The organism is Carboxylicivirga taeanensis (assembly GCF_051851475.1).
GTDB lineage: Bacteria > Bacteroidota > Bacteroidia > Bacteroidales > Marinilabiliaceae > Carboxylicivirga > Carboxylicivirga taeanensis.
The window spans coordinates 1-23194 of the sequence record NZ_JBPUSJ010000001.1; the positions used below are offsets into that span (position 1 = coordinate 1).

Here is a 23194-nt window from a genome sequence, read left to right on the forward strand (position 1 = left end):
AATGCCTGAAACCCTTATCAATCCTGCCCTTTCACGAGTACCATTGTCCTCAAAAGCGGGTGCAAAATAAGGAACTATTTTGCGAATATGCAAATTTATTTTTCGCCCGAATGCCCCACCCTACACCCAAATCAACACTTAACAACTGATAATGCGATGATTGAAATCAAATTATTTTGTTGAAAAAAATGATTCTATTGAAATAATGGACGTTTGACCGTGAAAAAACTAATCTATTTGACGCATGGAGCGTATGTCCACCTTCTCATCGAGCAGTTGATTTGTATTATTTAAAGTCCATATCCTCCGCACCACTTCCATCCCTTTTATTACTTTTCCGAATGCAGCAAAGCCTTGTCCATCTGGATTTCTTTTACCACCATAATCTAACTCAGGCTGATTGCCAATACAAATAAAAAACTCGGACGACGCAGTACCCGGCTCCAAACGCGCCATACTAACCGAACCATCTTCATGCAAAACCCCGGTCTGTTTGGTTGCTTCGTGCTCGATGCTTTTTAACGCCAAAGGATGCTCTTCATCGAACAACCCACCTTGAATAACATCAATTTTCACCTCATCCAGCTCTTGATTACCCTCATCTACAACGCGATAAAACACAGCTCCATCGTACCTTCCTTCCTTAACATACCTTAGAAAGTTGGCGGCTGTTATTGGGGCCTCATCCTGATATACCTCTATCAAAATATCTCCAAAGGCCGTTTCGATAAGTACTTTTGGATTTTCTTCACATCCTATAAGGATAAGCAAACAAGCTAGCGAGACGATGAATTTCATGTTTTTCTTTTTAATACAAATGAGCCCACCAAGATAAGAAGCACTAATGCAACTATAATAAAAGTCCAGTAATTAATTGTTCGATATTCGAGCGACAAGGTATAATCCTTATATAAGAAACTACCTCGCCGGAAAGTCCATTTTGCGCTATTAGCTTCAATACTATTTGCATTGGTTTTGTATAGCAACCCGGGAACCTGCACTTCAGCAGTGTAAACATTGTCGCCAAGCAATATTACTTCATTATCAATCTGCTTTTCGAAAGGTTCAAAATAACCGTTTGTATACGCTTCACTCAGCCAAACAGTGTGCATTTGCTGATCGATCAGCTGACAAATTTCATCCAGATCAGGCCCGTTATCAACCGAAGATTGAAATAGTTGCATTGCAAATAACGAATCCTTCTCAGTTAATGCAGCCATTTGAGAGTTGCTTGCCAGACTATTGGCCAAGGCAACAAACTCAATACCTAAAGAACCAGCCAAGTAGCTCCAAAACCTACTTTCTCCCTGCTCTTCATAGGCTTTAATCTCTGTTTCCATCATATTAATAACTGCGGCGGAATCTCCTTCGAAGAAATAGGCATATTCATCAGTTGACAAATAATCTTCAACGGAGAGGTGTTTAAACGGAAACCGCTGTTTAAAAGTCTCGGTGTATTGATGAAAAGAAAAGAAACCCCTAAACTTTCTATTTAGCTCCCCGTATATATTATCTTTATGAGCCGAGTCGCCTTCTAACTCAAGCGCCCTATTAACATCACTAAGGTTAGCAAATGTTTTTTCGGCGATGACTAAATATAAAGTATCCCCTCCTTCTCCATCTACTTTTTTATCGTAACGCAAGTCCCACCCCTCATTGACATCGAAAGAGAATGGAGACGAGTAAATTAGTGAAGAATCGCCTTCGGCAACAACCCGTTTAAAAATAGTTCCATCAGCATTAATACGTGTAAAATAGCTGTATTTCAAATCTTTGCAGGCCGATACAATTAGCACCAGAACCACAAGCCATAGTTTTGTTTTCATCACTTTTAATTATTAGTTAACCAACTACATACGTCATATTCTTTTCGCAACATCCAGGCGGTCAACCTCACGGTCTCACCAGATTGGAAGGCTTCATAATCAGATGGATTAAATTGCTTCATATACACCAGCACGCCTTCCAACATCTCACCCGCTTCTCTGTTCTCAGCTTTTAACTGATGAAGCTTCTTTTTATTAATCGCCACGCTATTATCAGTAACTACCAACGCTTGTGTACGCCCCAATATGTCCATCATTCTATCGATGGTTTGCCGACATGACCAATCGGCAGCTTCTGTCACCTGCGTTGCAATAGGCTTTTGCTCTGCCAGAAGCCTTTGCTCCCAGGTGTCGACTTCCATCCATACATATGCCCCTAAACTTATAAGTATCAAAATAGATGCTGCCACTCTCAGGCTCAGAAGCAGTTTTTTAGTACGCCTGCTACCACCAGCTATCTCCATAAGCAATTCTCTTTTAAATACCTCCGCTTCGAATAGTTGAGGAGGCTGCGATTTTACCTTCTCAACAAATCTTTTATAGATATCCTGTTCCATCTTCTATATAATTATATATTTCTCCAAACGTGCCCTGATAAGCTTACGGGCCACATAGAGGTTATCCTTTATCTGTTTAGCCGTCAGCCCGGTTACTTGTTTCACTTCTTCTACCTCCAAATCTTCAATATCCCTAAGTACAAACACCACTTTCTGCAAAGGCGATAAAAACTTTGTAGCCTTCAATATCAATTCGCCCATTTCTTTATTAGAGAGCTCGCGATCAATGTCATAATTGGATATTTCATTATCGCTTAGGGCCACACAAGGCTTCCTTTTTCGCAATGTGTCTATTGCCTGCCGGACAGCAATCGTGTATAACCATGTTGTAAACTTTGCCTGTCTGCTATCATATTGCTTCAATTTTTTCCAAACAACAATAAAAGTATCCTGAACAACATCTTTCGCTTCCTCCTCCTCATTAACAAAGCGAAAAACGACGGTATACAAATAGCGGGTATACTTATCAAGCAACAAGCTAAATGCCTCGACATCTCCTTGTTTACTTCTTTGTATCAATCGTTCTTCAAACATTTTGTCTTTTAAGAATCTCACTAACCATTATACGATAAAGTTAACACCAGGTCGAATACAAAAACGAAAAAAGTTATCACCTCAGTATCTGTACGATAACGTACAGCTCGAACACTTCTACTCATACCATGCCTCAAACGCGCTGTCTGCAAAGGCTGCCAGATATCATGTGTTCGAAAATGGACAAAATTCAAGTAATTTTCAGGCGGAAACCTTCCACCGAGTGAATTAACCCATCATTAATTACTATATACCAATACGTTACTGCAACTGGCACAACTATTGATTTCGACAAAAACGCGGTTAGAAACTATACATCTTAGAAGAACAACTATGAGCCAAAGCATTATTAGAGTGAATGAACTTCACAAATCATACATTACCGGAAGCAACTCATTACATGTACTTAAAGGGCTGGACATTAACATTCGTCAAGGCGAAATGGTCTCTATAATGGGCTCTTCAGGTTCTGGAAAATCTACTTTACTAAATATTCTTGGCATTCTGGATAACTATGACGCCGGAGAATATTACCTCAACGATATTCTTATTCAGAAAATGAATGAACGCAAAGCGGCAGCTTTCAGGAATAAATACATCGGCTTTATCTTCCAATCATTCAACCTGATTTCGTTTAAGAATGCAATGGAAAATGTTGCCCTTCCCTTGTATTACCAAGGCGTAAGTCGAAAAAAGCGGAATGCTCAAGCCATGGAATTGCTTGACAGACTTGGCCTAAAGGAATGGTGGAGTCATTTACCAAGTGAACTTTCGGGCGGACAAAAGCAGCGCATTGCCATTGCCCGCTCACTCATTTCACAACCCAAAGTGATTCTTGCCGATGAACCTACTGGTGCACTGGATACCCAAACTTCATACGAAGTAATGGAAATTCTGAAAGAGGTAAATGCTTCTGGCATCACTGTAATAATCGTAACCCACGAAAACGACATTGCGGATATGACGCAACGTGTTATTCGACTGAAAGATGGCGTTATTGAATCTAACCATACCAACGGACAAACAGATTCAAACAATGAAAATCACATAAGCTCACCACACAAGTCTGTTTTATCATGATCGATTACATACAGGAAATATTTTCCACGCTCAAGCAAAACAAGCTCAGGGCCATCATGACAGGATTCAGTGTTGCCTGGGGGATATTTATGCTTATCATTTTACTTGGTTCGGGCAAAGGACTTGAAAATGGTATGGAGTTCAACTTCAGAGGCACTTCTAAAAATGCATTATGGATTTGGAGCCGCCGCACGCAAGTGGCCCACGATGGACTAAAAGCCGGCCGACGAATTAATTTCACGGTAGCAGACGGTGACATGCTGAAACGCAAGTTCGAGGATGATATGGACAACTTTTCGGGCCGATTTCACCTTTGGGGCGACTATGGAGTAACTTACAAAAATGAATATGGCGACTTCCGTATTGAAGGCGTTATGCCCGAATTTAAGGCCATAAAACTGGTTGACATGCTTCAGGGGCGATACATTAACAATATAGACATCAAACAATTCAGAAAATCAGTTATCATTTCGGAACCGGTTCAAAAACACCTTTTTAAGGATGAGGATCCCATGGGAAAATACATCCGAATAAGCGGGGTCCCTTTTATGGTGGTAGGAGTCTTTGTGGACCCGGAAGATAGAGACCGGAAAAATTTGTATATGCCACTAACAACTACTCAACGGGTATTTAACGGCAATAATCGCTTAAGTGAAATGGCCATCTCTACCAATGCCACTACTGTAGCTGAAAATAAACGGATTGAAGAGGCGGTGCGCAACACACTTATGGAGCGACACCGGGTGTCTCCAGAAGATAAGCAGGCAATAGGTATTTGGAATACATTGGAAAATTTCAAACAGGCCCAAGGCGTTTTTGCAGGTATCCGCATGTTTGTATGGGTTATCGGAATCATGACAATTATTGCAGGGATTGTAGGTGTTAGTAATATCATGATTATTCTGGTGAAAGAACGCACCAAAGAAATTGGTATTCGAAAAGCCATAGGAGCCTCTCCATTTTCCATCATCAGGCTGGTTTTATCAGAATCAGTTTTAATAACTGCCTTAGCAGGCTTCTTTGGCTTAGTGGCAGGTATGGGATTATTAGCAGGCGTTTCGGCCATATTAAGACAGATTGCCACAGAGAATCAGGATGTACAAAGAGCTTTTTTTAATCCTTCAGCCGATTTAGGTGTTGCCCTATGGGCGTTGGCAATATTAATAAGCGCCGGACTGATTGCTGGTTACATTCCCGCCCGAAAAGCATCGGCCATACGGCCAATTGAAGCATTACACGATGAGTAAGTCTAACCCCCAAAGTCTATAATTATGTTTGACAAAGATAGGTGGCAAGAAATATTTAACGCCATCAAGAAAAACAAGTTAAGAAGTGTGTTAACAGCCTTTGGTGTGTTTTGGGCCATTTTTATGCTCATTGTAATGACCGGCTCAGGTAACGGACTAAAAAATGGCGTGTATGAAGGCGTTAAAGATTTTGCAACCAACAGTGGTTTTATTTGGGCCGAAAATACAACCGTCGCTTACGAAGGCTTTAAGCGTGGGCGTCATTGGCAAATCAACAACGATGACATTGAAGCGATCAAAGAACAGGTACCTGAAGTGGAAGTGATTTCGCCCCGGCTAAACGGCTGGGATTTACGCAGTGGCGAAAACATTGTGAGAGGCAAACGTTCGGGCGCATTCAATGTGATGGGCGACTACCCCAGCTATCGTCTGATCGACCCATGCTCCATGCCCTATGGACGTTACATAAACGATGAAGACATCAAGCTCAAACGAAAGGTGTGCATTATTGGGGAAAAAGTGTACGAAGTAATGTTTGATGAAGGCGAAGATCCGGTTGGCCAGTACCTGCGCGTAAATGGAGTCTATTTTATGGTGGTGGGCGTATTTAAATCCAACAACCCGAAAATAAACATAGGCAGTAACAAAAAGGAAACTGTTTACCTGCCATTTACAGCCATGCAGCAAACGTTTAACTATGGCGACCAGGTGCATTACTTCGGTTTAATTGCCAAAAAAGGTGTTAAAGTACAAACAGTCATCGATAAAATTTCACCAATACTGCAAAGCAATCACAAACTCTCGCCCGATGATAAAGAAGCCATTGGCCAATTTGATCTCGAAAACCAAATCAAAACCATGAATTTTATTTTTTTGGGCATCGATATATTAATATGGGTGGTTGGTATCGGCACCTTATTTGCTGGAGCAGTGGGTATCAGCAACATCATGCTGGTCATTGTTAAAGAGCGCACCAAAGAAATCGGTATTCAAAGAGCCATTGGAGCCAAACCATCCATCATAGTCAGTCAGTTATTAACAGAATCGGTCTTTCTAACCACAATAGCCGGATTTATAGGTCTCGCATTTGGAACGGTAGTCCTCTACCTCGTTGACATGGCCGTTGATGCCTCCAGAGCAGCCGGTAATGGGGAAGATGAAACATTTTTCCTTAATCCGGAAGTGGGCTTACCACTTGCCATGTCAGCTCTCATCATGCTCATATTGGTTGGTTTAGTTGCCGGATTAATTCCAGCCATGAAAGCGGTTAAAATAAAACCCATTGAGGCCCTTAGACATGAATAAAAAAATGAACATACTAGAAACTATAAAAAATAAAAACTCATGAAAAAGATACTAAAAATATTAGGTGGCGTTGTATTCATCGCATTATTTGCCTGGGTGGTGTTTTATCTCTACACTCAATCGAAAAAAGATCCGGTTGTTTACGAAACGGAATCAGCTGAAGTAACCGATATCATTAAAAAAACAGTTGCTACTGGTTCGGTGGTACCACGAAAGGAAATAGAAATTAAACCACAGGAATCAGGAATCATTACTGACATATTTGTTGAAGCAGGCGATGAAGTTAAAAAAGGAGACTTGATTGCCAAAGTGCAGATTATTCCGGAGATGATTCAAGTAAACAATGCTGAAGCGCAGTTGAAAAGAGCTGAGATAAGCTTCAAAAATGCTGAAATTGAGTTCAGTCGTAAAAAAGAGCTATTCGATACCGGCGTGATACCCGAATCAGAATTTCAGGAAGAGCAATTAAGGTATGAAACTGCCGAAGCCGATAAGCTGGCAGCAGAAAACAACCTGCAACTAATCAAAGAAGGTGTCACCAGCAACTCTAAGAGCCAAACCAACACCTTAATCCGTTCGACCATCACAGGCATGATATTGGATGTGCCCATTAAAGAAGGAAATTCAGTGATAAAGAGTAACACCTTTAACGATGGGACAACCATAGCTGTAGTTGCCGATATGGGTAAAATGGTGTTTGAAGGTAAGGTGGATGAAACTGAAGTTGGAAAAATTAAGCAAGGCATGGCTCTGCTCCTATCTATTGGTGCCATCGAAGACGAAAAGTATGACGCTTTTCTCGAATCCATTGCGCCGAAAGGGGTAGAAGAAAATGGAGCCATCCAGTTTGAGATTAAAGCGGCCGTTAAACTAAAACAAGGGCAGTTTATCAGGGCCGGCTACAGCGCTACAGCCGACATCGTGCTCGACCGCAGAGACAGCGTTCTGGCCATTAAGGAAAAGCTGATTACCTTTAGTAACGATTCGGCTTTTGTTGAAATTCAAACCGGCGAACAGCAGTTTGAGAAACGCCTAATATCCACAGGCTTATCCGATGGTATTAAAATTGAAGTCAAGGAAGGCATTAACAAGGATGATAAAATTAAGATCCCCAAGAGTTAATTGAATAATAATTGATATTTTTATTACTTCATTATTACCCGAAGAGAAACATACAGGCTCACATCCTACAAAAGAATTATCTATGTTACGAAAATCACTTATCGCACTTGCCTGCATCATTTTGATCACGCTAACGACTAAGGCCCAGGACAGCCTGAAGCAGGTTTGGGGCGAAAATAAAAAGCAGTGGTCATTGCTCGAATGCATCAACTATGCACATGAGAATAATATTACCATCCAACGTCAAGCCATTAATACTGAATATCAGGAGAATGTACTAAAACAAAGTAAAAGAAATCAACTCCCAGATCTGAATGCTTCTATTGGTGCTCAGTACAATTCAGGTTTCAACTGGACCGAAAATGGAGGTGCTACATTGTCTAACAGCCAAAGATATAATTCAAATCTTAGCAGTAATGTTTCTGTATTTGAAGGACTAAACAAGCAGAACACTATCAAACGTAATAAAGTTGACCTACTTGCAGCTCTTGAAGATATGGAGAAAACAAAAAATGACATTGGTTTACAAATTACTGGTCATTATCTCCAGATTCTTTTTAATAAAGAACTATTAAATGTTGCTAAAGAACAATATGAAACAAGCCAGCTTCAAATGGATCGCACTAAAAAATTGGTCGACGCCGGCAGTCAAGCAATGGGTAGCTATTTAGAAATCAAATCTCAAGCTGCGAAAGAAGCACTAAATGTGACGCAACAAGAAAATGCCTTAGCTATGTCGCTATTAAGTTTAGCACAGCTATTGGATTTAGAACGACCAATAGAATTTGACATTGAAACACCAGAGTTACCAGAGCTAAATGCGTTTACATCTGACCTCCCAAGAAACGTCTACTCTACAGCTCTTGAAATTATGCCCGAAATAAAAAGTGCAAACTATAAAGTATCCAGCTCTGAATACGACTTGAAAATAGCCAAAAGCTATGTTTACCCAAGTTTAAGCATTGGTGCTAACTATGGCACAAGTGCGTATTTCCTAGAAGGTGCAACTAATGGAGCATTTGAAGATCAATGGAAGGATAACCGGGGAGGAGGTATTGGAGCTACCTTACGTATTCCAATATTCAATAAGCTACAGGCTAGAAACGGGATAGCCAATGCAAAGCTTAGTGTATTGGATGCCCAATACCAATTAAAACAGGAAAAACTCACATTGCGCAAAAGCATCCAGCAGGCCTATGCTGATGCCATGGCGGCCTACAATAATTTTTTATCCAGTCAGGAAGCAGTGAACTCGTTTGCTGAATCATTCAGGTACACCGAAAAGAAATTTAATGTAGGGCTAGTCAACTCGGTGGATTACAATGTGGCTAAAACAGATTTTACGAGGGCACAGTCGGATTTATTACAATCGAAATACGAGTACATCCTACGCACAAAGATTTTAGACTTTTACAAAGGCATCCCTATTGAACTATAGATTCATAATACCCTTTTTACCCTTTATTTAACAACACCGGATAGGCAGCCAGCATTATCCGGTGTTTTAATAATTTATCCTTTTGTTAATATCCCTCTTTAAAATCTAATGATTAAATTAGCCCATAAATTACTGAATCTATGAAGAAACCCGTTGTTATTGCCATCGCCGCTTTAGTTGTTATTCTTATCGTATTAGTTGTTGCCAAAAAACAAGGTTGGATTGGTCAGGATTATCAGGAGAAAGTATTAGCCGAAAAAGCTCAACTACGCACCATTACTGAAACCATTACCGCCAATGGCAAAATAAAACCCATGGTGGAAGTCAAAATCAGTTCAGATGTTTCCGGCGAAATTCTTGAGCTTCTAATCGAAGAGGGAGAAGAAGTTAAGCGCGGACAGGTGCTCGCTCGCATTCAGCCAGACATTTATCAGCGTAACTATGAAAAAATGCAAGCCTCAGTAAAATCTGCCGAAGCCAATGTTTTGCAGGCCAAAGCCCAACTGCAGCAAAAAAAACTGAGCTATGAACGCAACCTGGAGCTATGGGAAGATAAAACCATCTCTGAAGCCGACTTTGAACTAGTAGAGTCGGAGTATCAAATAGCAAAAGCAAACATCTCTTCAGCTGAAGCTGCCTTGCGCAACTCCAGGGCCTCCTTAAACGAAGCAAAAGACAATCTAAATAAAACCACCATTTATGCACCCATGGGTGGCACCATCTCACGACTGAATGTGGAGAAAGGTGAACGCGTGGTGGGGACCGCACAATTTGAAGGTACCGAAATGATGACGCTGGCCAACCTGAACCAAATGGAGGTGTTGGTCGATGTAAATGAGAATGATATCATTCGCGTTAGTCATAACGACACTTGCCTTATTGAAGTGGATGCTTATTTAAAACAGAAGTTTAAAGGCATTGTAACACAAATCGCCAACTCAGCCAAAACAGAAGGCATTAGTGCCGATCAGATTACCAATTTTGAAGTCCGCGTGCTTATACTGCCCGAATCGTACGAGCATCTGGTTAGTGATAAGGCGGAAAATACGTATCCGTTTAGACCAGGTATGTCAGCCACAGTGGATATCCAAACAAACACCCGCTACAACACGCTAACCATCCCCATACAATCAGTCACCACGAGAACGGAAATTTCAAAAAACGACACCACACAGCAAGTGACGGATAAGGATAAACGCATTGAAGTGGTATTTGTAGTGGAAAACGGGAAAGCCAGGCAGCAAGAAGTGGTACCTGGCATCCAAAACACCCAGTTCATTGAAATTCTTGAGGGACTTAACGAAGACGCCGAAGTAATAACCGGGCCTTATTCGGCCATCTCTCGAAAACTTAAAAATGAGACAGCCATTGAGGTTGTTGACAAACTCTTTGAAGATAAATAAGCATATCGAATTAATTCACTCACTGCGGATGGCACTCTATTATTAAAAATTGCCATCCGCATTTTTTTCACCGTTTCCAACTATCAAACAATTTGTTATTTTTGCGGCATAAGGATACGAACATGGCAAAAATTTTAAGCATAGAAACATCAACCGGAGTGTGCTCTGTTGCATACAGCGAAGATGGTAATATTGTCGCATCAAAAGAGCTGTACCAGGTTAACTCACATGCCTCCAACTTAACCGTTCTTATTGAGCAGCTCTTTAAGTTAGACAGTACCCCGGATATTAAAGATATAGATGCCGTTGCTGTTAGTAGCGGACCCGGCTCCTACACAGGCCTTCGCATTGGGGTTTCTACAGCCAAAGGCATTTGTTATGCTTTAAATAAGCCGCTCATTGCAATCGACTCTATGCACATATTAACGCAGCCAGTGGTTGAACAATACAAGGCAACAGAGCCACAAGCAACCGTTTTTTGTCCTTTGATGGATGCCCGCCGCATGGAAGTATATACTGCCGTGTTTGACCATGAACTGAAGTTAATTGAGAACATTTCGGCCAAAATTGTTGATGAAACAACTTTTTCGGATTGGTTAAGTAAATACCAGGTAGTATTTTTTGGCAATGGTGCAGAAAAGTGTAAAGACGTTATTACACACAGCAATGCCTTGTTCATTGACGATTGCCATCCGCTGGCCAAACATTTGGCACCTCTAGCAGAAAGCTATTTTGCAGAAAAAAAGTTTGAAGACGTGGCCTATTTTGAGCCCTTCTATTTAAAAGACTTTGTGGCCACTACACCAAAGAAAAAAGTGTTGTAAGCAAAACCAATAAGTATTTCAAAGCGTTTGTTTGTCATAAAGAGTAAGTAACCTTAACTTATTCTACAAAAACAGCGCCTATGAAACGTGCTATACTATTGTTGCCCGCCTTGCTTTTTTGCATGAGCCTGCTAGCCTCACAAGAGGAAGAAAATGATACCATCTTTATCCCACCATATCCATTAACCAAGCATCAGGCCTATCAGAGTGGTGAACGCTTGGTATTTACGCTTAATTATGGCTTTGTAACGGGCGGCAAGGCAACCTTAACCGTTAAAGACTCTCTCATTAATAACACTTTCACCCATCATGTGGTTGGGAAAGGGGTCACCGTTGGAGTGGCTGATGTACTCTATAAAATACGCGACCGCTACGAAAGTTTCATTGACGTAAAAACCAACCAGCCGGTGAAAGCCATACGCAGCATTCGCGAAGGCCGCTACCGCTATTATAACGAAGTAGAATACAATAGAGATTCATCACAGGTTATCTCTCAAAAATCCGGCATTCATACTGTTCAGGAAGGCATTCTCGACATTCTTTCTGCCTTTTATTTTGCCCGCAACCATAAGTTTAATGAAAATTTGAAAGAAGGGGAAATCATTGAATTTATGACTTATTTTTCCGATGAAAACTTTCCTCTGCGTATCCGCTATAGGGGCACGGAAGTGATAAAAACCAACTTTGGCAAAATAGAATGCTACAAGTTTTCACCAGTTACAGAAGTAGGCCGCGCTTTTAAAACCGAAGATGATATGCATGTGTGGATTACCAGAGATAAAAATCGAATACCCATACGCGTACGATTCGATCTTGCAGTGGGCTCATTTACCTGCAATCTTGAAGAGTTTAAAGGACTGAAACACCCCTTTAGCAGTGTTAGGTATTAATAACAACTGGCATAAGCTATTAGCTTTTAGCGGGAACAATTCGTTTTTTTACTGTAATTAGCTTATTTTTGCACCGTTTTTCTAAAAAGATTTTTAAAATAATCACAATTTCAATAGTATGGCAACTACAGCTGATTTTAGAAACGGGATGTGCATTGAATACAATGGACAGTTGTTTTTCATCGTACAGTTTCAACATGTTAAACCTGGTAAGGGTGCCGCATTTGTTAGAACTAAACTTAAAAATGTATCAACCGGTAAGGTACTAGAAAATACATTTAATGCAGGTGTGAAGGTAAATGAGGCTCGCGTTGAGCGTCGTCCGCATCAGTTTCTTTATAAAGACGATATGGGCTACCACTTTATGAACGCCGAAACTTTTGAGCAGGTGCCTATTGAAGAAGGGCTGATTGACAATACAGCTTTACTCAACGAAGGAATGGAAGTAGAAGTAGTTTACCATGCTGACACTGAAACACCTCTGATGGTTAACCTGCCTGCTAATGTGGTATTCGAAGTGACCTATACTGAACCAGGTGTAAGAGGCGATACTTCATCAACCAACTCATTAAAACCTGCAACAGTTACTACAGGTGCGCAAATTATGGTACCGCTGTTTATCAACACTGGTGATAAAATTAAGATCAATACGAGCGACAACTCTTACGTGGAGCGCGTAAAATAATTTCAAAAGCAAAGAACCTGTTATAAACTTATTATGAATCAAATGATTAAATAAAGTTTGTAACAGGCCTTTTCTCTGCCACCGCAATATTTCCTCACTTTTATAGGTTTTTTTTAATACCTTAGATGGAAAGAGTTATCCCAATATGGTTACGCAACTAAAAAAGAAAAGATTACGCCTCTATAAGGATCGGTTAAACATCATCCTGGATATTGCGCAAACCATTAACCAGGATCATACAATTGATGACTTACTCTCCGAGTTTGAGATTCTGCTTCGGGAAGAACTGGAGGTTGGTAAAGTATTGGTTTATACCCTTTCTAATAACGAATGGAAAAACCTTTTAATATCGGGTGTTACAGAAGATGAAGCTGCCGCCATTGATGTAAAAAAGGATTTGCTGCAGTACGACACAATTGAAAGCATTACCCTCTCTCACCCGCCAAATTTGAAAGGCTTTGATGCCGTTATTCCACTTTTTCACCGCTACAGTGCCATCGGCTACGTGCTGATTGGTGATATTGAAGAAGAGCAGCAAGGGATTAGTCCAACCATTAAGCACCTTAAGCTCATTCAGATTATCTCGAACCTGATTATTGTGTTTGTTGAAAACAAGCGCATGCAACAGGAGCTGCTGGAGCAGGAAGCCATCAAAAAAGAGATGGAACTGGCTTCCCGAATCCAAAATCAGTTGGTTCCCAATGAGCATCAGCTGCCCAAGACATCAAAGCTTGAAATTCATACCTACTATCAACCGCACATGGGAGTTGGAGGCGATTACTACGATGTATTTCGCCTTTCGCGCAACACCATTGGCTTTTGCATAGCCGATGTTTCGGGAAAAGGTATATCAGCAGCCATGCTAATGTCCAACTTTCAGGCAGTTATACGTTCATTATTTTCGTACCGCTGTAATCTAAAGAAGCTGGTGCATCAGCTGAATGCCCGCGTTAATGAAAGCGCTAATAACGAAAAGTTTATCACCCTCTTCATTGGTCGATACAACCTCATTACCCGCCGTTTAAGTTATGTGAATGCCGGCCATTTGCCACCCCTACTTTACGATGCCAGAAAACAACAGCTGACCCATCTGGAAAGTGGATGTATTGGATTGGGAATGCTTGATTTCATTCCCTCTATAGAATTGGGCAAAGTTCACATACCCAGAGGTTCCAAACTACTTGCTTTTACCGATGGATTAGTGGAACTAGATGATGGCTTTCAGGTAGAATCGGGTGCTGAAGAGGTAGAAGCAGTGATGAATAACAGCGCGCCGCTGGAGCAAAACTTTCAGGGGCTTAGAACCATTATCGACCGGATTGAAAAAGAAGGTGCTGCTTTTGATGATATCTCCCTGATAGGATTGGAGTTCAAATAAAAAAGCAGACTTTCCAGCCTGCTTTTCTCAATTATTCGTTTCTATATTTTTACTGTGCGATTATCAAAAAGTAGTTCTTTTTACCTTTTTGAACCAGCAAGTATTTATCATTCAATAAATCAGCTGACTGAATAAGCTTTTCAGCATCAGCCACCTTTTCTTTATTCACACTTAAACCTCCACCTTTTATTGTGCGGCGCAGCTCGCCTTTGGAAGGGAAAACTGTGGCGTGCTCTGCTAACAGGTCAACAATATTAACACCCTCGGACAGGAGCGACTTTTCGACAGTAAACTGCGGCACACCTTCAAATACAGCCAAAAGTGTTTGCTCATCAATCTTTCGCAAAGCCTCTGTGGTTGCTTTACCAAATAGTATTTGAGATGCTTCCACTGCCGCCTCATAGGCCTCTTCGGAATGCACCATGATAGTTACTTCTTTTGCCAAACGTTGCTGCAGTGCCCGTCGATGTGGTGCCTCTTTGTGTTCCTCAATAAGTGTCTCAATCTCGTCTTTTGAGAGCAACGTAAAGATTTTAATATATTTCTCCGCATCCTCATCTGATGTATTTAACCAAAATTGGTAAAAAGCATAAGGTGATGTGCGAACAGGGTCCAACCAAATATTACCAGACTCAGTCTTACCAAATTTCTTACCATCAGCCTTTTTAATTAACGGACAAGTCAGTGCAAATGCCTCTCCACTACCTGTTCTGCGGATTAACTCGGTACCCGTTGTGATATTACCCCACTGATCAGAGCCACCCATCTGCAGCTTACAATTCTTCTCATTATAGAGGTGTAAAAAATCAGTTCCCTGTACCAATTGATAAGTAAATTCGGTGAAAGAGAGGCCGGTTTTATAGCTTCCGTCTAACCGTTTTTTAACCGAATCTTTGGCCATCATATAATTAACCGTGATGTGCTTTCCAATGTCACGAATGAATTCAAGAAACGAATACTCCTTCATCCAATCATAGTTATTTACCATTTCGGCAGCATTTTCTGCATCTGAATCGAAATCCAAGAAATTTGACAGCTGCTTTTTAATTCCATCCTGGTTTTTGCGCAGCTGCTCCTCATTTAACAAGTTCCGTTCATCCGATTTGCCTGAAGGATCGCCAATCATACCTGTTGCTCCACCAACCAAAACAATGGGTTTATGTCCACACACCTGAAAATGCTTTAACATCATTACACTTACCAAGTGACCAATATGTAATGAATCTGCAGTTGGATCGATCCCCACATAAGCCGACGTCAGCTCTTTCTCAAGTTGTTCTTCTGTTCCTGGCATTACATCGTGGATCATACCACGCCATCTTAACTCTTCTACAAAATTCATGGTAAGTGCATTATTAACTGTCTTTAGCAAGACACTATTATACATGTGTTTATTTACAAGAGCACAAAGATAATAAAAACCCGGTGCCAAACGCATGCGATTCTACAGGTAAAAATAGCAATTTAAAGTCCTTAGTATGAATTAACCCCTTTGGGCAGTAGCGAAACTCGATTGTACACTCTAATGCCGGAAAGGCGGTGGGAATGCAAATTACAGTGGTAATGCCAATGTAAAGCTGCCAATTGAATGCCCACGCGAAATGACAAAACAATCGACTGCTGTGCACTAAACATTGCATGCAATATATAATATCACATAAAATATCAATTACAAAGAATTAATAATATCTTTGACAGAGAACCCTAATTACTGATGATTATGAACCATTTAAAACTACTTTTGACAATTATTGCCTGTATGTTTTGTTTAACAAGCTTCGGTCAATACAGTACCCAAACAGATTCTTTACAGGAAAGCACACAACTAAGCCTTAACTTAAAGTTAGAATATCTACCGGTTAAGTTGAGCATCAATTCAAGTGAAATAAATAAAGTGAATCGCCCGATTTATTTATACAATCAGGTAGGGATGTACGAGCAATACCACTTATCGGTCAACTCAAGCCAGATGCTAAGATCTTACAAAGCATATTACCCGGCCGATTTGATGACCATCACTGGGAATAACCGTGTGAGAGACAGCTTTAATCCCCACGGTGCTAATGATATTGGAAGTGCCCTAATCAATGGTTTTTTAAACGGAATATTGCTCGGAAATAAATATTAAACAATATCTCCAGATTCCCTCACCCTGCATTTGGCATAACTATTTTCTTAAGGAGTGAAACATTTTAGGTTTGAGTAGAGATGTGGAGCTGGATCAATATTACATCAGAATCGGTAAGAATGAAGAGCTGAGAATTAACACCTCTGTTTAGCTGCGATTATAAAAAAGAGTATAGTGCATACTCTTTTTAAAATCATTGGCAAACGATTTTAATGAATGGCAAAAGTAATAGAACGAGCCGGCCAATGTGTCGGCTTTTTTCATTCTATCCTGTTAAAAAAGAATTATATTTAGCTATAAAATAAGCAAACCTCATTGTATTATCGACACAACTATGAACGCACGAATACTATTCTTTCTATCTTTTGTTATCCTTCATGCAGGACATGCTCAATCCCCTAAGTTTAAGCACAAATACCTGAATGCGATTGACTCCACAAGTTTAAAAAAACACCTTTACATCCTGGCCTCCGACAGCTTGGAAGGACGAAACACAGGTTCGGATGGAGAACATAAAGCAGCAAAGTATATAATTGAGCAGTTTCAGACTGCCGGCATACAGCCTTATAACGATTCGACCTACCTGCAAAACATTGGCCTCTGGACCTGGCGCTGGAACGCTTTTGACTTCCGCAATAAAGAAAACAAGCTCGAGCATTATAAAGATATAACATACTTGAGTACAGCCCCCATTGAGACAATAATTAATGCAAAGTGTATTTTTATAGGAAATGGAGCAGATACCCTCATGCAAGATCTTAACCTGAATGATAAAATAGCTGTTGCAGTTGTTGAAAACCTTAACAATTGGTACCAGCTGGCCAGTAAAACGAAACGGCAAGGTGCTTTGGCATTTATGATGGTACACTGTTCCGACAATGAAGCGTTTAGTGAGCTGGCTCAAAGGATGCAGGCCAGCCGTCAGGAGCAATCGGTTTATAGCACCAAACCTCACTTTAGCAAGAGCTTAACCAAAGCATTCGCATTGAGTGCTGAAACAGTGGAACAGCTCTTCAGCCTGCCTTTAGATAGTTTAAAAGCCCTCAACTCAGTCGATGCCTTCAGCCGTTTACCCCAACCTGAACTGTCCTTGTATTGCCCAATTACAATCGAAAGAGCTCAGGCCAATAATGTAGTTGGCTACCTGCCCGGCAAAACAAAAACAGCTGCCACGCTGGTCATTTCAGCTCACTATGATCATGTTGGCAAACAGTACAGAGGCATTTGTGTAGGAGCCGATGACAATGCCAGTGGCACTACAGCCATTATTCAATTGGCCAAAGCCTTTGCGCCATTAAAAGGGAAACTGGATAAAAACATTGTTTTTCTGGCCACATCGGGAGAGGAAAAAGGACTACTGGGGGCTTTCTATTTTGCTGATCACCCCCAGGAACACACCTTTGCTATTAAGGCTAACATTAATGTTGATATGATTGGTCGCATCGATTCCACACATAAATCTAACTATATTTATACCATTGGTAATAACCATTATCCCGAGTTTGATTCGCTGGTACACGTTGCCAATAGCATGCTCACTCCCATGCATATCCAATACGATTACAATAAAAGCCAAGGCTTTGGAAACTACTTACGCCTGTCGGACCACTATGCTTTTCACCGAAATAACATACCTGTACTGGGCTTTTTTAGCGGACTACATAAGGATTACCATAAGCCAACAGACACGCCAGACAAGATTAATTATTCGGAGATGGAGCAACGCGTAAAACTCATATTTACAACCGCATTTTTGGCAGCTCAAAAAACTGCATTTAGCACACAAGATGACTAAATACATTTGGTTTATACACTAAAGGCACTATTTTAGCCGTTTGTGAGAAATAACTAATCGTATACATATGTCAAACATTGTGCAAACTTTTAAAAAATTCCCAAAGGTATTTTGGGTAGCAAATATTATTGAGCTCTTTGAGCGATTTGCCTGGTATGGTTTTTTTATGCTTTTTGCCAACTACCTTACCAGTTCTATTGATGCCGGTGGCTTGGAGCTTTCACAAGCACAGAAAGGTATTATTATGGGAGTAGGAACAGGTATTCTCTACTTTTTGCCCGTTATAACAGGTTCTATTGCCGATAGGTTTGGATATAAACGGGTGCTCTTTATCGCCTTTATCATCTATACTTCGGCCTTTATCTTGATGCCGTTATTTAAATCCTTCCTAGGCGTATTTCTTATTTATTTATACTTGGCGCTTGGTGCAGCACTATTTAAGCCCATTATTTCGGCCACTGTGGCTAAATCAACCACATCGGAAACGGCCTCCATTGGCTTTGGTATATTTTACATGATGGTGAATCTGGGAGCATTTTTTGGGCCGCTCGTTACCTTACTGTTTAAAAACTCATCATACACCTTAGTGTATTACATATCGGCAGGCATTATCGCCATTAACTTTTTCTTATTACTATTTTATAAAGAGCCGGAGCGAGAAGAGTCCGATGAAAGTTTTGCTGCATCATTGAAAAAAGTTTTTATCAATATATTTGAAGTACTGGCCGACCGTAAGTTTGTGGTATTCCTACTTATTGTTGCTGGTTTCTGGACCATGTACAACCAACTGTTCTTCACCTTGCCGGTTTTCATCATGCAATGGGTTGACACTTCTTCGATGTACCTATTCTTTCAGGAGTATGCCCCATTCTTCAGCGAGAATTATGGAACAGCCAGTGGTCAGATGGAGGCTGAGTTTATCACCAACTTTGATGCCATGTACATCATCCTGTTTCAGGTAATTGTATCTAGTATTGTGATGAAATGGCGTCCACTACGCTCAATGATGGCCGGATTTCTGGTGTGTGCAATCGGAATGGCCTTAACGTTAACTACACAAAATGTTGTATTTACACTGGTAGCTATCTACATCTTTGCTATTGGGGAAATGGCTGGTTCACCAAAAATCACCGAATACATTGGCCGTATTGCACCTGCCGAGAAGAAAGCGCTGTATATGGGTTACTCATTTATTCCTGTATTCCTGGGAAATATTTTTGCCGGTTTCATTTCGGGTAATGTATACCAATGGATGTCTGATAAAACCACATTTGTGAAACAGGAAGTGCTTGCCAGAGGATTAAGCATTGATGAGAACCTGACGCAGAATGAATACTTTGAACAAGCGGCTTCGGCCATGAATATGAATAGCTCTGAATTAACCAACCATCTTTGGAACACTTACAACCCATCATCAATATGGATAGTTATTCTGATTATTGGTTTGGCAGCCGTTGTAGCCTTGTTCTTCTACGACAAGTACTTAAAAGCACTGGAGAATAAATAATATTGAACCTCAATTTATGTGGCCCGAAGCATTTTGTTTCGGGCTTTTTTATAGCGCATTTGGCGGGTAATCTTGTCAAAGGAGATGGAAAGCATCAGTGATAAAAAAAAGCCTGCCCAACCTTATTCAATACCCTGCGCAATATAAAAGCACAAAAAAGCCTGAGTGTTTTACTCAGGCTGCATCTATTTAAGATTAAAAACGTCGTCTGTTACCGCCTCCTCGGTTACCACCACCTTGACGGCCACCGCCCTGGCGACCACCTTCTTTTGGTCGGGCTTCTTTGATGTTGATGATCTTGCCATCATACTCAGCTCTATCCAATTCGTGAATGGCTTTTTTGGCCGCCTCATTATCGGGCATTTCAACAAAACCAAACCCTCTTGACTTGTTCGTTTCACGATCCATGATAACTTTAGCGGAAGTTACCTCTCCGTACTCTTCAAATAGGTCTTTCAAATCCTCATCCCACACATTATCTGTCAAACCTGCAATAAAAATATTCATGCTAAACACTTTAAAAAATTAAACGATGACACCTGTTGTGTCCATATCAACTATTAAAAAAGAGGAGAATTGAAGGTTTGAAATGTAGTTGGCTTCTTAACGAAGAGAAGAATGGACTAAAAATCAGTATAATATCAAAAATCAATCTTTTAAAATATGTGCAAAGGTAGGCATTTTATTAGTAGTAACACATAAACATGTTATAAAGAGTGTTAAACGTTAGCAAGTTAGTGAAGCATTTTCCTACTTTTGATGTAAACAATTTTTCAATGGATTACATCAATACATTCAAAAAGATCAAAGCCCTTGCTGAAATCGGGCTGGTTTATGCACAAAATGGTTATGAGGTTGAACGCAATCAGGAGTTAATTAACATCAGCAAGGAACTAATTGCTGCTATTGCGCAACAGCCGGTGAAGGTTTTTGATTCTTTCGATTTTCCTCCCAAAGAATACCCTACGCCTAAGGTAGATGTGCGCGCCTTGATATTAAATGATAAGGATGAGATACTTATGGCAAAGGAAAAAATGGACGGCCGATGGTCCATACCCGGAGGCTGGGCCGACATAGGACATAGTCCATCCGAAGTGGTGCTTAAAGAGGTAAAGGAAGAAACCGGGCTGATAGCAAGTACCGAGCGCGTACTTGCCATTTACGACAAGCGCTGCCACCCTCATCCACCTCAACCTTGGTATGTCTATAAAATCATGTTTCTGTGCAAGGTTAAAGGCGGTGAGCTGAGAGGAAATTTTGATATTGAGGAAGCCGGATGGTTTGCTGTTGATAACTTACCTCCGTTATCAGAAGACCGTATACTTGCATCCCAGATAAAAGAGCTGTTTCACCTGGCTAAACATCCTGAATTACCGGTTGTGTGTGACTAATGCTTCAGCAGCCTGTAATAATCATTAATCTTAAACCGGCTTTGCCAGATAGGCCCCTACTCGTTTTACCAGGGAAAACACTAATTTACAGACTCTAACTCAGTACTTGAATGATTAAAACACGCATCACCCCGTAATTAACAACCAACTATTTCCTTATCTTTGCGGCGCTTAAGCAGTACTGTATGTCAACAAATCAGAGCCAAACAACCGGATACCTCTATACATTTCAGGCCTTTTTTACCTGGGGCCTGTTGCCTGTATACTGGAAACTGTTAAATCATGTGCCGGCACTTGAAATATTGGCACACCGAATATTCTGGTCGCTCATTTTTGTGTTGCTCCTGTTGATATGGAAAAAGAAACTTAACATTGGCAACCTCTTTTATAATAAAAAAGCCACCTCTACATTAGCCATTACCGGCCTCTTAGTTGGAAGCAACTGGGGCGTATATATCTATGCAGTTAATATTAATCACATTGTAGAAGCCAGCCTGGGCTATTACATCACTCCACTGGTTAATGTAGCTTTGGGCCTAATTTTCCTGAAAGAAAAACTAAGTAAACTGCAGATACTAGCCCTTGTTCTGGCCGCTACAGCCGTTATCTACCTTACCATAGACTACGGCCGTTTTCCCTGGATATCTATTTACCTGGCTGTTTCATTCGGCCTGTATGGCCTGCTAAAAAAAATGAGCGGCGTTGAAGCCATGCCTGCACTGGCAGTGGAAACTCTGGTACTCACGCCATTTGCATTATCCTACATTGTATGGGGGCTGGTAAGCGGCAAAGGCCATTTATTTAACGACACGATACAAACAGATGCTCTGCTAATTATGGCAGGCGTAGTAACCACCCTCCCGTTATATTGGTTTGGTTTGGGAGCCAAACGTATTACACTTACTTCTGTAGGCTTTATGCAATACATAGCTCCTAGCATCATGCTATTTTTAGGGCTGTTCATTTACCATGAAGGATTTCCTAAAGAGAAACAGGTGGCCTTTGTGGCAATTTGGATTGCACTGGCCTTGTACAGCTACTCTATTTTTGCAAGCTACCGAAAAAAGAAACAGGGTTAAAGAGGCTACTCCCCATTAGACCCTATCGTACGATTCAAATTATTGTTTATTGTTATGACTAATCACTCAACGACCATAAAAGCCTATATGGCCTTGTTTACAGGTTTAATAATTATTGGCTTCTCTGCTATTCTCATTAAATCAGCCAATGCGCCGGGCATTGTTACTGCCTTTTACCGAGTGGCTATCGCTTCACTGGTTCTATTTCTGCCTTTTTTAAGCCGATGGCAAATGGTCAAACAACTGTCGCTAAAAGCCCTATTAATGCCGATTCTGGGCGGCATTGCTTTTGGTGTAGATACAGGTCTGTGGTCGTGGGCCATTGAGATAAGCAATGCAACCATCCCCACCCTGATGGCTAATCTGGCTCCTGTTTGGGTGGGTTTGGGCGCTCTATTCATTTTTAAGGAAAAACAATCGAAAGGATTTTGGATTGGGCTAGCTATTACCATAAGTGGCATGTTTACAATGGCCGCACGAAGTCTGTATGTCAACGATGGCTTAATCGCAGGCATCAGCATCAGTATTGTGGCTGGTATCTTTTATGGTATTTACCACTTATTCACCCAGCAAGGCCGCTCTCTAATGAACACGCTCCTCTACTTATCCATTAGCAGTTTTGCAGCTGCAGCAACAACAGGTATTGGGGTGCTATTGAGTCCCTATTCATTCACCGGATATGCGGATACCACCTGGCTCATCTGGCTTGGTTATGGCATCGGCGTTCATGTGGGTGGATGGGCCCTTATCAACTACTCGCAAGGACACCTGAAAGCAACTACTGTATCACCTACCTTGCTTGGTCAGCCCGTTATTACCGCCATTGCAGCCTTTATTATTCTGAACGAAGCACTCAGCAGCTGGCAAATCATAGGCGGGTTGGTTGTTATTGCCGGAATTTACCTGGTTAATACAACCCGACTAAAAGGGTAAACCAAACTGTAATCAGCTTAAGCCACTGGTGATGATCAAAATTCCATCGAAAAAATGGGCTTTGATTGCGTT

Annotated in this window: 22 protein-coding genes; 16 read left to right on the plus strand and 6 right to left on the minus strand. The window is 40.9% G+C overall.

Annotation, left to right across the window (positions count from 1 at the left end; translation table 11 throughout):
• Nucleotides 1-228: 228 nt before the first annotated feature.
• The 4 genes from ACSX1H_RS00005 to ACSX1H_RS00020 are packed head-to-tail and all read right to left on the minus strand — an operon-like array spanning nt 229 to nt 2917.
• Entirely contained in the window at nt 229-798 is a 570-nt protein-coding gene (locus tag ACSX1H_RS00005; protein ID WP_439181467.1) for a peptidylprolyl isomerase, read from the minus strand.
• The gene (locus tag ACSX1H_RS00010) at nt 795-1826 is read right to left on the minus strand and encodes a hypothetical protein (protein WP_439181468.1); all 1032 of its coding nucleotides are present in this window, start codon (nt 1824-1826) and stop codon (nt 795-797) included. The genes ACSX1H_RS00005 and ACSX1H_RS00010 overlap by 4 nt, the downstream gene beginning before the upstream one ends.
• Nucleotides 1827-1831: 5 nt before the next feature.
• Complete coding sequence (locus ACSX1H_RS00015) at nt 1832-2383, minus strand: hypothetical protein (protein ID WP_439181469.1); 552 nt, start codon at nt 2381-2383, stop codon at nt 1832-1834.
• 3 nt (nt 2384-2386) lie between these two features.
• Entirely contained in the window at nt 2387-2917 is a 531-nt protein-coding gene (locus ACSX1H_RS00020) for an RNA polymerase sigma factor (RefSeq protein ID WP_439181470.1), read from the minus strand.
• 333 nt (nt 2918-3250) lie between these two features.
• On the opposite strand from ACSX1H_RS00020, the gene ACSX1H_RS00025 reads away from it, so the two are divergent.
• The 10 genes from ACSX1H_RS00025 to ACSX1H_RS00070 all read left to right on the plus strand — a co-directional run bounded on the left by ACSX1H_RS00025 (nt 3251) and on the right by ACSX1H_RS00070 (nt 14289).
• Nucleotides 3251-3997 carry an ABC transporter ATP-binding protein gene (locus ACSX1H_RS00025; RefSeq protein ID WP_439181471.1) on the plus strand — a complete coding sequence of 249 codons (747 nt, stop codon included), beginning with the start codon at nt 3251-3253 and terminating at the stop codon, nt 3995-3997.
• Nucleotides 3994-5244 (plus strand): ABC transporter permease, encoded by a 1251-nt coding sequence (locus ACSX1H_RS00030; protein WP_439181472.1) that lies wholly within the window; start codon nt 3994-3996, stop codon nt 5242-5244. The genes ACSX1H_RS00025 and ACSX1H_RS00030 overlap by 4 nt, the downstream gene beginning before the upstream one ends.
• A 24-nt stretch (nt 5245-5268) precedes the next feature.
• Nucleotides 5269-6549 (plus strand): ABC transporter permease, encoded by a 1281-nt coding sequence (locus ACSX1H_RS00035; protein WP_439181473.1) that lies wholly within the window; start codon nt 5269-5271, stop codon nt 6547-6549.
• A gap of 39 nt (nt 6550-6588) precedes the next feature.
• A complete protein-coding gene (locus ACSX1H_RS00040; protein WP_439181474.1) occupies nt 6589-7671 on the plus strand; it encodes an efflux RND transporter periplasmic adaptor subunit in 1083 nt (360 codons plus the stop codon).
• 82 nt (nt 7672-7753) lie between these two features.
• Nucleotides 7754-9109: a TolC family protein gene (locus ACSX1H_RS00045; protein ID WP_439181475.1), complete on the plus strand. Its 1356-nt coding sequence runs from the start codon at nt 7754-7756 to the stop codon at nt 9107-9109.
• A 140-nt stretch (nt 9110-9249) separates the two neighbouring features.
• Nucleotides 9250-10512 carry an efflux RND transporter periplasmic adaptor subunit gene (locus ACSX1H_RS00050; RefSeq protein WP_439181476.1) on the plus strand — a complete coding sequence of 421 codons (1263 nt, stop codon included), beginning with the start codon at nt 9250-9252 and terminating at the stop codon, nt 10510-10512.
• Nucleotides 10513-10634: 122 nt separating this feature from the next.
• Nucleotides 10635-11336: a tRNA (adenosine(37)-N6)-threonylcarbamoyltransferase complex dimerization subunit type 1 TsaB gene (tsaB, locus tag ACSX1H_RS00055; protein ID WP_439181477.1), complete on the plus strand. Its 702-nt coding sequence runs from the start codon at nt 10635-10637 to the stop codon at nt 11334-11336.
• A gap of 80 nt (nt 11337-11416) precedes the next feature.
• Entirely contained in the window at nt 11417-12226 is an 810-nt protein-coding gene (locus tag ACSX1H_RS00060) for a DUF3108 domain-containing protein (protein ID WP_439181478.1), read from the plus strand.
• Between the two features lie 118 nt (nt 12227-12344).
• On the plus strand, nt 12345-12911 hold the full coding sequence (gene efp / locus ACSX1H_RS00065; protein ID WP_439181479.1) for an elongation factor P: 567 nt from the start codon (nt 12345-12347) through the stop codon (nt 12909-12911).
• Nucleotides 12912-13056: 145 nt separating this feature from the next.
• Nucleotides 13057-14289: a PP2C family protein-serine/threonine phosphatase gene (locus tag ACSX1H_RS00070; protein ID WP_439181480.1), complete on the plus strand. Its 1233-nt coding sequence runs from the start codon at nt 13057-13059 to the stop codon at nt 14287-14289.
• Between the two features lie 49 nt (nt 14290-14338).
• On the opposite strand, the gene tyrS is transcribed toward ACSX1H_RS00070, so the two are convergent.
• A complete protein-coding gene (gene tyrS / locus ACSX1H_RS00075) occupies nt 14339-15631 on the minus strand; it encodes a tyrosine--tRNA ligase (RefSeq protein WP_439181481.1) in 1293 nt (430 codons plus the stop codon).
• 417 nt (nt 15632-16048) lie between these two features.
• Between tyrS and ACSX1H_RS00080 the strand changes: the two genes are divergently transcribed.
• The 3 genes from ACSX1H_RS00080 (at nt 16049) to ACSX1H_RS00090 (ending at nt 19719) form a co-directional block, all read left to right on the plus strand.
• On the plus strand, nt 16049-16417 hold the full coding sequence (locus tag ACSX1H_RS00080) for a hypothetical protein (RefSeq protein ID WP_439181482.1): 369 nt from the start codon (nt 16049-16051) through the stop codon (nt 16415-16417).
• 334 nt (nt 16418-16751) lie between these two features.
• Complete coding sequence (locus ACSX1H_RS00085) at nt 16752-18212, plus strand: M28 family peptidase (protein ID WP_439181483.1); 1461 nt, start codon at nt 16752-16754, stop codon at nt 18210-18212.
• Between the two features lie 67 nt (nt 18213-18279).
• Nucleotides 18280-19719 carry an MFS transporter gene (locus ACSX1H_RS00090; RefSeq protein ID WP_439181484.1) on the plus strand — a complete coding sequence of 480 codons (1440 nt, stop codon included), beginning with the start codon at nt 18280-18282 and terminating at the stop codon, nt 19717-19719.
• A gap of 195 nt (nt 19720-19914) precedes the next feature.
• Here the strand turns inward: ACSX1H_RS00090 and rbp are convergent, their stop codons facing one another.
• Entirely contained in the window at nt 19915-20226 is a 312-nt protein-coding gene (gene rbp, locus ACSX1H_RS00095; protein WP_439181485.1) for an RNA-binding regulator, read from the minus strand.
• 269 nt (nt 20227-20495) lie between these two features.
• Between rbp and ACSX1H_RS00100 the strand changes: the two genes are divergently transcribed.
• From ACSX1H_RS00100 to ACSX1H_RS00110, 3 genes are all read left to right on the plus strand, one after another.
• Entirely contained in the window at nt 20496-21110 is a 615-nt protein-coding gene (locus ACSX1H_RS00100; RefSeq protein WP_439181486.1) for an NUDIX hydrolase N-terminal domain-containing protein, read from the plus strand.
• A gap of 185 nt (nt 21111-21295) precedes the next feature.
• Nucleotides 21296-22189, plus strand: a complete 894-nt coding sequence (gene rarD, locus ACSX1H_RS00105; protein ID WP_439181487.1) for an EamA family transporter RarD — start codon at nt 21296-21298, stop codon at nt 22187-22189.
• A gap of 54 nt (nt 22190-22243) precedes the next feature.
• Entirely contained in the window at nt 22244-23122 is an 879-nt protein-coding gene (locus ACSX1H_RS00110; protein WP_439181488.1) for a DMT family transporter, read from the plus strand.
• Nucleotides 23123-23194 lie beyond the last annotated feature (72 nt).

Bases quoted from the DNA above. Each gene is read 5' to 3' on its own strand.
- ACSX1H_RS00005 (WP_439181467.1), bottom strand. From the start codon at position 798: ATGAAATTCATCGTCTCGCTAGCTTGTTTGCTTATCCTTATAGGATGT.
- ACSX1H_RS00010 (WP_439181468.1), bottom strand. From the start codon at position 1,826: ATGAAAACAAAACTATGGCTTGTGGTTCTGGTGCTAATTGTATCGGCC.
- ACSX1H_RS00015 (WP_439181469.1), bottom strand. From the start codon at position 2,383: ATGGAACAGGATATCTATAAAAGATTTGTTGAGAAGGTAAAATCGCAG.
- ACSX1H_RS00020 (WP_439181470.1), bottom strand. From the start codon at position 2,917: ATGTTTGAAGAACGATTGATACAAAGAAGTAAACAAGGAGATGTCGAG.
- ACSX1H_RS00025 (WP_439181471.1), top strand. From the start codon at position 3,251: ATGAGCCAAAGCATTATTAGAGTGAATGAACTTCACAAATCATACATT.
- ACSX1H_RS00030 (WP_439181472.1), top strand. From the start codon at position 3,994: ATGATCGATTACATACAGGAAATATTTTCCACGCTCAAGCAAAACAAG.
- ACSX1H_RS00035 (WP_439181473.1), top strand. From the start codon at position 5,269: ATGTTTGACAAAGATAGGTGGCAAGAAATATTTAACGCCATCAAGAAA.
- ACSX1H_RS00040 (WP_439181474.1), top strand. From the start codon at position 6,589: ATGAAAAAGATACTAAAAATATTAGGTGGCGTTGTATTCATCGCATTA.
- ACSX1H_RS00045 (WP_439181475.1), top strand. From the start codon at position 7,754: ATGTTACGAAAATCACTTATCGCACTTGCCTGCATCATTTTGATCACG.
- ACSX1H_RS00050 (WP_439181476.1), top strand. From the start codon at position 9,250: ATGAAGAAACCCGTTGTTATTGCCATCGCCGCTTTAGTTGTTATTCTT.
- tsaB (WP_439181477.1), top strand. From the start codon at position 10,635: ATGGCAAAAATTTTAAGCATAGAAACATCAACCGGAGTGTGCTCTGTT.
- ACSX1H_RS00060 (WP_439181478.1), top strand. From the start codon at position 11,417: ATGAAACGTGCTATACTATTGTTGCCCGCCTTGCTTTTTTGCATGAGC.
- efp (WP_439181479.1), top strand. From the start codon at position 12,345: ATGGCAACTACAGCTGATTTTAGAAACGGGATGTGCATTGAATACAAT.
- ACSX1H_RS00070 (WP_439181480.1), top strand. From the start codon at position 13,057: ATGGTTACGCAACTAAAAAAGAAAAGATTACGCCTCTATAAGGATCGG.
- tyrS (WP_439181481.1), bottom strand. From the start codon at position 15,631: ATGAATTTTGTAGAAGAGTTAAGATGGCGTGGTATGATCCACGATGTA.
- ACSX1H_RS00080 (WP_439181482.1), top strand. From the start codon at position 16,049: ATGTTTTGTTTAACAAGCTTCGGTCAATACAGTACCCAAACAGATTCT.
- ACSX1H_RS00085 (WP_439181483.1), top strand. From the start codon at position 16,752: ATGAACGCACGAATACTATTCTTTCTATCTTTTGTTATCCTTCATGCA.
- ACSX1H_RS00090 (WP_439181484.1), top strand. From the start codon at position 18,280: ATGTCAAACATTGTGCAAACTTTTAAAAAATTCCCAAAGGTATTTTGG.
- rbp (WP_439181485.1), bottom strand. From the start codon at position 20,226: ATGAATATTTTTATTGCAGGTTTGACAGATAATGTGTGGGATGAGGAT.
- ACSX1H_RS00100 (WP_439181486.1), top strand. From the start codon at position 20,496: ATGGATTACATCAATACATTCAAAAAGATCAAAGCCCTTGCTGAAATC.
- rarD (WP_439181487.1), top strand. From the start codon at position 21,296: ATGTCAACAAATCAGAGCCAAACAACCGGATACCTCTATACATTTCAG.
- ACSX1H_RS00110 (WP_439181488.1), top strand. From the start codon at position 22,244: ATGACTAATCACTCAACGACCATAAAAGCCTATATGGCCTTGTTTACA.